Genomic DNA, 7,771 nt, shown 5'->3' on the forward strand with positions numbered 1-7,771 from the left:
CGAAGACCCGGACATCCTGCGCGGCTCGCGGCTGCTCAAGGTCTTCGTCGATTCCTTCTGCCGCGAGGAGCGCCCCGCCAAGCTGGGCTTCATCGAGAACGGAGAAGCAAAGGCGGTTCCGGGAACGTTGCGGTGGCGCGTCTACTCTAACGCATGAATCTCCTCGTACGAGGAGACCTACGGGCTATCCCCTGATCTTTCCAGACGATCATACAGCTCCCGCCGTTCTCGTGCGTCCCTAACTAGGCCACGACGCGCGGTGCCCCGCTGGGTTTATCGTAGATGGCACCCCGTTCCCCACACTTTGGGGGAGCTTGACAGAGGGACGGTAGGGCTAATATCATTTACAAATGAATAATTAATAAGTAAAAAGTAGTAGGAGATGGAGGAGCGAGCGGTGGAGATTGCTATCATCGGTGCTGGTGTTGGGGGGCTCACGACAGCCCTGCGCCTGCACCAAGTTGGCTATGTGCCCAAGCTTTACGAGGCTGCGACGGAGATGCGGGAGCTGGGTGTTGGGATTGCCATACAACCTTATGGCACCAAGGAGCTGACCGAGCTTGGTCTGTATGAGCGGTTTGCTGCAGTATCTGTCGAGGCAAAGGAGTCGGTCTACTATAATCAATGGGGGCAGGAAATCTACCGCGAGCTCTGTGGCAAGCATATCGGCTATGATTATGATCAACGTTTTATCCATCGTGGTATTTTGCAAATGTTGCTTTATCGGGCGGTCAGGGAACGCCTGGGTGATAATGCGGTCGTTCTTGGTGCGCGTTGTTTGGGTTACGAGCAGGATGACGATGGCGTCACGGTACATTTCGAGCCGCGCAAGCCTGGAGTACCGCGTGAGATACATGCCGACATTGTGATCGGTGCTGACGGAATCAAGTCCACGATTCGCACCCAGATGCACCCTTCTTCAGCCTATCCGAAGTATTCGGGGATTACGCTGTGGCGGGGAGTGACGCTGATGCCACCGTACAAGACCGGGGGTACGATTTGCCACATTGGTGCGCCGAGTCAGTGGAGTCTGATCATCTATCCGATATTAGACAACGCTGATAATCAAGGCAACACGCTGATCAACTGGGTGGTGGAGGAAATGGACCGTCCCGAGATCGTCGAGGACTGGAACCAGCCTGCGCCCGTGGACCCGATCAAGGACTGGTTCTATGAGTGTGACCTTGGGTTTCTCAGTGTGCCGGATCTGATCCAGAAATCACGTGAGTCCTACCTGTTCCCGATGATGGATCACGATCCGCTGGACTCTTGGACTGACGGGCGGGTCTGTCTGCTCGGCGATGCTGCACATGCGATGTATCCACGTGGTGGCAACGGCACTTGTCAGGCGCTGGTGGATGCACGCGTGATCGCAGAAAAGCTGGCCAGCATCCCGGATCCAGTCGAGGCGCTCAAGGCCTACGAGGATGAGCGTCTCGAGGTCGCCAATCGCATAGTGCTTGCCAATCGCGGTGATGGGCCTGAAGTTGTCCGGAGGATCGTCGAGGAGCGTACCGGGGGCAAGCCCTTCGACAATATTGAGGACGTACTCCCGTTCGAGGAAGCCGACGCTATCTTTCAGGAATATCACCGCCTGGCCGGCATGCCTAGGCCGAACCAGCCTGCTAGGAAGTCCGACTGCAAGTCGGTCTTCTTTCCAGAGTGGACAGGTGGGCAAAGACAGAAGGAGCATCAGTAGTGAAGACCAAAAACCAGACTGGCAGTTCGATCGACAAGCTGATCCCGGAGCGTTCGTATGGTCGCTCGCTGCCGATGCTGTTGATGTACAGCCGCGAGGTGGTGATGCGACGCATCCGGCCGCATCTGCGCAATCACGGCCTGACCGACCAGCAATGGCGGGTTTTGCGAGCGCTTGCTGAGGAGGAGCAACTGGAGCTGCTCGTCCTCGGCCAACGGTGTCTGATCAGGCCGCCGAGCCTTTCTCGTATCGTTTCCGCTCTGATAGAGCGAGGACTGGTAAGGCGCGTCGTCCATCCGGACGACAGGCGCAGAGTGCTGATCTCTCTGACCGACAAGGGGCGTATCCTGTTCGAGGAAGTCTCTCACGGCTCCGCGCTGATATATGAGCAGCTCAGCAGGGACATTGGCGAGGAGACCCTTGAAGAGATTTACCGGGTGTTGATAAATCTTATCGAGGTACTCGAGGAGGGAGAATCCGCCTCCGCACCGGACGAAGACATCTAAACGCCGATAGATATGCTGTATCCCCAGATGCTGCCACCAGCCGAAGATTTTACCGCCGCAATCATTCCCACGAATTCCGAGCGGCTGCGGACGGCCCGCGAGCTGAGCCTTGAAGATTACTCGGAAACGATCTCGGCTACCGAAAGGGCTCAGGAACTGCTTAACCTGTGGAGTGGTCTCTATAGGCAGCCGTTCAAGGGTATTACCAGCGACGGCAGGGTCGAGCCCGGCCTGTTCAAACTCACCGATGAGGGTTTCCGGTCTGCCCCCGCAGTTGCTGCCGCACGGGCTTTGCTCTCGGGCCTCACCGATAAGCAACGTGAAAGGGTGCAGCATGATATAGACGCCCCCGAATGGCGGGGCTGGTACAACCCGGAGTGGTTAGTGAACCGCAACGGCCTGCGGCTCGACACCGTCTCCGGAGCGACTCACGAACACGTACTCCAGCTGTTGAAAGCTTGTCTATCGAAAAAGGGGTACATCAAGATCAACCGAGCACGCTCTGCCAACGCGTACCTCGGTGAACTGTACGATCTGCCCCACATCATGAACGAGTGGAGTTACCATTTTCTGCTCTTCGGTAAGCCTTCGGAGGTCGAGCCTTGGGGATGGAGCCTTTATGGCCACCACCTCGCGTTGAACGTGCTGATCATCGGACGACAGATCGTCATATCTCCGACGTTTATCGGGACCGAGCCGACCTATATCAGGCGTCGTAACGGCGAGAGCTTCCATCTCCTGGGCGAGGAGGCAGAGAGTGGGCTTGCCCTGATTCACTCGCTGAGCCCGAAACTGCGTCGCCGAGCGGTAATCTACAAGCACATGAAGGATCCGGCGATGCCGGAAGGACGCTGGCAGTTCGCCGATGAACGTCATCTTGGTGGAGCATTCCAGGACAACCGTATAGTTCCCTACGAAGGCGTGCGCGGAGACGCGCTAGATGCCGAACAACGACGGCTTTTGATGGAAATCGTGCAGCATTTCCTCTGCTACCTGCCGGATGGCCCGCGTGCCGCCCGGTTGGCACAGATCGAACGTCACCTCGACGACACGTGGTGGAGCTGGATCGGCGGTTACGGGGATGAAGATCCTTTCTATTACCGCGTTCAGAGCCCGGTGGTAATGCTCGAATTTGACCATCACAGTGGTGTCTGGTTGACAAACAGCGAACCGGCTAAATACCACATTCACACTATCGCTCGGACACCCAACGGCGGAGACTATGGCAAACAGCTGTTGCGCCAGTACTACGAGCAGAAGACTGCTGGACCTTATACTTACAACCAGGGAGGGGATGACTGATGGATTTGGGTATCAGGGGACGCCAAGCATTCATCGCAGCTTCCTCTCAAGGCCTTGGTTATGCCTGCGCCAGATCGCTCGCCCGCGAGGGTGTGAGGGTTACTCTCAATGGCCGTTCCGCAGACAAGCTTGAAGCTGCGGTTGAGGCACTCCGTTCAGAGGTTCCCGGTGCAAGGGTTGACTTCGTCACGGCTGACCTGACCACCCCGGATGGTTTGGAGACGATATTCGCCGCCCACCCACATGTCGACATCCTTGTCACCAACAATGCCGGCCCTCCACCTGGTAACCTGGAGGACTGGGATGCAAAGGCACTAATCGGAGCGCTTAAAACCAACGCGATTCCAGCCGTTCAATTGATGAGATTCTACATTCCTAAGATGTGCTCGGCAGGATTTGGAAGGATTGTAAACATCACATCGGCAATGGTCAAAAGTCCCAAGTACGACATGGGATTGTCTGCTTCAGCCCGGGCAGCGCTGACTGCGATCAGCAAGGCGATCAGCACCGAGGTCGTCAGAGACAACGTTACGATCAACAACCTCTTGCCCGAGCGGATAGATACACCTCGACAGGAATTTATGGCCAAGCGGTTGATGAAGGCCCATGGGATCACCCGTGAGCAAGCCTTCGAGCGGATTGCGGCGACGATCAAGGCCGGTCGACTGGGCCGACCAGAGGAATTCGGCGATGCCTGCGCGTTTCTGTGTAGTGCTCAGGCGGGATACATCTCGGGCCAGAACCTGCAACTGGACGGCGGCTCGTATGAAGGCTTGATCTAAGCCCGTGTACATCCATCAGGTGACCGGCATTGCCTTTACCAAGGAGGAAGAGAGTGTCAGCTGAACCGAAAGGGTCTGGTCATGCAGGCAGGCGTACCAGCGTTTACATCGATGGGTACACTCATACCAACCCGATCCCAGCCGCCTGCCGGGTTGGCAATGTACTGCAGAGTAGCATAATCCACGGTATCGACAGTTCCAGAGCCGGAGCCGCGAGCACGCTTGAAGAACAAGCCGAGTTGATGTTCGCACGAATGCGCCAGATCCTTGAGGCAGCCGGCGGGAGTACCGAAGATGTGGTCAAAGTGACGATATGGATGAAAGATCGAGCCGCCCGTGCAGCCATAAACCGGTTCTGGTTAGAGATGTTCCCGGATGCCGGCAACCGTCCGGCTCGCCAGACCGTTAGCGCCGAACTGGATGGTGAACAGTTGATCCAGTGCGACTTTGTGGCTGTGCTCGATGGGTGAGACGATAATCGTTCGGGAAACCGACTGACTACTGTCCGATTTCGTAGTTAGGCAACTCACTCCCCAGGTTGTCACGCGTGAGTCTTATCGTAGGTCAGGTCCACACCAGACGCAGTGGCGAGGTGGACACAAGGAGGACAGATTGAAGCTCGCTACGTTCATCGCGCCAGGTCACACCGAACCTCTCGCCGGCGAGGTGCGTGACGGACAAGTGATCGCTTTCGGCGACGGCTCTAGCGTCGCCGAACGCTTGAGCATCGGCGGCGGCCCACCGGCGAATGGAGATACTTGGTCGTTAGATCGGGTGCGGTTGCTGGCGCCGGTGCCAGACCCCGGAGCCATCTACTGTATTGCGCTTAACTACCGCGAGCACGCTGAGGAGGCAGGTATGCCCCTGCCGGAGCGGCCGGTGGCGTTCCTCAAACAGCAGGGATCGGTGATCTCCGGCTTCGGCGAAGTTCGCAAGCCGGCAGTGACCAACAAGCTTGACTACGAGGGCGAGCTTGTGGTTGTGATCGGAGCCGACGGTAAACCCGGTGGATACGCGGTCGGAAATGATGTCAGCGCCCGGGACCTTCAGAAGCTCGAGTTCCAATGGGCGCGTGCCAAAGGCGCCGACACATTCTGCCCCTGGGGGCCGTGGGTGACCACAGTCGACGAGGTGCCGAATCCACAGAACTTGGACATCAAGACCTGGGTTAATGATGAACTACGCCAAAATTCCAACACCAGTGATCTGGTATTCAGTATCGATCATATCATCAGAACCCTGTCGGAGACTGCAGACCTGCGGCCTGGCGATATCATCCTGACCGGTACACCTCCGGGAATCGGCGAGAGCTACGGCAAGTTTCTGCAGCCCGGTGACATTGTCAGGATCGCCATCGAAGGACTTGGTGAAATCGAACACCGGATAATCGAGCGTTAACCGCCGGAACTACCACGCCCGGTAGATCCGACCTACCCACAGCCTTGCAGCGATGCACGATAGATGTTATTATTAACAAATGTATTATTAACTGATGAATAGTAAAAAGAGACAAGCTGTGGATAAATGGTTACTGGCTGCTAACGGTGGTCCCAGTCTTCAGGATGGGATTGAAGAGGCTGGTTCGCCGGTGAACCTTCTCTGGAGGACTGGGGTAACTCCTTGGATGCCTGCGGTAATTAGGCCGGAGTTCGTGGGCTGGAGAGAAGAGCAATTGGGTTGGCTTGAGACCGTTGCCTTGATGGATCTCTCTTATCACATGTGGGATACTTTCGTCTCCGGGCCCGACGCCACGCGCCTTCTTTCGGAGTTAAGCGTGAACGACTACGACAACTTTGCGGTCGGTCAGGCGAAGCAGCTCGTGGCGGTCACGCAGAGGGGCCTACTGGTTGGTGATGGTATTCTCCTGCGGCATGGAGAGGATGAATATATACTGACCGGCCGGTCTACTACACAATCCTGGATCACATACCATGCGGAGAAGCATGGCTACAAGGTCAATATCGTCCACGACCCCGACTGTTCCCGTGATCCCGGGCATATACCTCGCTTATTCCGCTATCAGGTTCAGGGACCGAATGCTCAGGCCCTGATCGAGAATATATTCGGTAGACCGCTTCCACGCGTTCCCTTCTTCCACACCACCCGGTGCGAGCTTAACGGCATCACCTTCCGCGCTCTGCGCCATGGAATGGCCGGGCAACCCGGTTACGAGTTCATAGGCGATTACGCCAACCATGACCGCATCAAGACCGCGATACTCGAAGCAGGGGAGGATCTGGGACTGGTGCAGGTCGGTGCACTCGCCTACCCTACTGCCCAGTGTGAGAGTGGGTGGATCCCGGCGCCGACCCCCGCGTTCTACACTGACCCAGAGCTACTCGACTACCGCAGGTGGGCCAGCCTCAACACGGTGGACGGACGCCAACCGCTCCATGGCAGCTTCTTTTCTCCCGACATTGAGGATTATTATGTAAACCCCTGGGAGATTGGATATGGCAAACTCATCTGTTTTGATCACGATTTTCTTGGTCGCGATGCCCTAAAAACCCTCAAAGATGAGACTGGGAGAACCAAGGTGACCCTGGTAGCCGACCCCGGCGATGTGAGGGAGAAGTTCGGCACTGATCATTTTATGTCTTCAGGGCGGTATCGTGTGGAGGCAAGCGGAAATTTGATCGGCGTGGTTATGAACTGCGCCTTCAACAATCCACTCTCCACCATCCTTGGACTCGCAATTCTTGATAAGGCATACTCGGCACCCGGCACTGAGGTGAGTCTGATTATGGGAGACCATCCGGGCCCCGGTACGGACTCAAACTTGAAGCAGGAGTTCACCGAACTGCGTGCTACCGTGCAGCCTTGTCCGTACAACGAGTTTGCTCGAACCGAATATCGCAAGGACTGAAATCCTTGTATTTTTTTGGCTCGCACACCAGGTTCAGCGTACTGAGATACATTAACGGTTAGAGGTATGACGGTATAGTTACAAAAAGCTGATGATATCCTCACTCCCACCGCAGGCTCACGGCAGGGTTGTTTACGTAAAGTGAAGCTGTTGGTTTACATCAGGTTGCAGCGTAGCTGACCCATTAGGCTTCCGAAGACCTTAGAAAGACTGCCAGCTCACAAGCCAAAGAGGGTGAGGAAGCTGATCGAGAGGCGGGGCTGCAAACTTTTGTATCTGTCCTGCTACTCCCCGGACTACATACGGGTCAATTACTGTGAAACGCGTTGTAGCTTCAGATCCAAACTTGACAGAAGTGTGCCTGTGAAGATATACTTCACAGACAAATAATTAATATATGAAATGATTGAACTGGTGGGGAAGGAGTGAGATTGGGATCATGGGTATGATCAGGAGGGGCAAACTTCCCGCGATGAGGCTCGGTCGTGCTGTGTCTGGCCGTCCCGTGGAGGGCAAGGGGCTCTCTGAGAGTTTTCTGGCTCGCGTCGCTTTACTTGGCGTGTGGGCTCTGATGGCTGGGGTGTTCGCTGTTGTTGAGCCTTCGCGTTTTTTGTCT

Annotated in this window: 7 protein-coding genes; all 7 read left to right on the forward strand. The window is 56.1% G+C overall.

Features of this window, described 5'->3' with window-relative positions; translation table 11 throughout:
* The first annotated feature begins 382 nt into the window (after window positions 1-382).
* The 7 genes from PJB24_RS15605 to PJB24_RS15635 all read left to right on the forward strand — a co-directional run bounded on the left by PJB24_RS15605 (window position 383) and on the right by PJB24_RS15635 (window position 7,155).
* Complete coding sequence (locus PJB24_RS15605; protein WP_273847541.1) at window positions 383-1,699, forward strand: FAD-dependent monooxygenase; 1,317 nt, start codon at window positions 383-385, stop codon at window positions 1,697-1,699.
* Window positions 1,699-2,205, forward strand: coding sequence for a homoprotocatechuate degradation operon regulator HpaR (hpaR, locus tag PJB24_RS15610; protein WP_273847542.1), 507 nt, complete (start codon window positions 1,699-1,701; stop codon window positions 2,203-2,205). The genes PJB24_RS15605 and hpaR overlap by 1 nt, the downstream gene beginning before the upstream one ends.
* A 12-nt stretch (window positions 2,206-2,217) precedes the next feature.
* Window positions 2,218-3,507, forward strand: coding sequence for a DUF3500 domain-containing protein (locus tag PJB24_RS15615; RefSeq protein WP_273847544.1), 1,290 nt, complete (start codon window positions 2,218-2,220; stop codon window positions 3,505-3,507).
* Entirely contained in the window at window positions 3,507-4,289 is a 783-nt protein-coding gene (locus PJB24_RS15620; RefSeq protein WP_273847546.1) for an SDR family oxidoreductase, read from the forward strand. The genes PJB24_RS15615 and PJB24_RS15620 overlap by 1 nt, the downstream gene beginning before the upstream one ends.
* Window positions 4,290-4,342: 53 nt before the next feature.
* The gene (locus tag PJB24_RS15625; protein WP_273847548.1) at window positions 4,343-4,759 is read left to right on the forward strand and encodes a RidA family protein; all 417 of its coding nucleotides are present in this window, start codon (window positions 4,343-4,345) and stop codon (window positions 4,757-4,759) included.
* Between the two features lie 142 nt (window positions 4,760-4,901).
* Window positions 4,902-5,687 (forward strand): fumarylacetoacetate hydrolase family protein, encoded by a 786-nt coding sequence (locus PJB24_RS15630; protein WP_273847549.1) that lies wholly within the window; start codon window positions 4,902-4,904, stop codon window positions 5,685-5,687.
* A gap of 94 nt (window positions 5,688-5,781) precedes the next feature.
* Window positions 5,782-7,155, forward strand: coding sequence for an aminomethyl transferase family protein (locus tag PJB24_RS15635; RefSeq protein WP_273847551.1), 1,374 nt, complete (start codon window positions 5,782-5,784; stop codon window positions 7,153-7,155).
* Window positions 7,156-7,771 lie beyond the last annotated feature (616 nt).

The organism is Rubrobacter calidifluminis, assembly GCF_028617075.1.
Taxonomy (GTDB): domain Bacteria; phylum Actinomycetota; class Rubrobacteria; order Rubrobacterales; family Rubrobacteraceae; genus Rubrobacter_E; species Rubrobacter_E calidifluminis.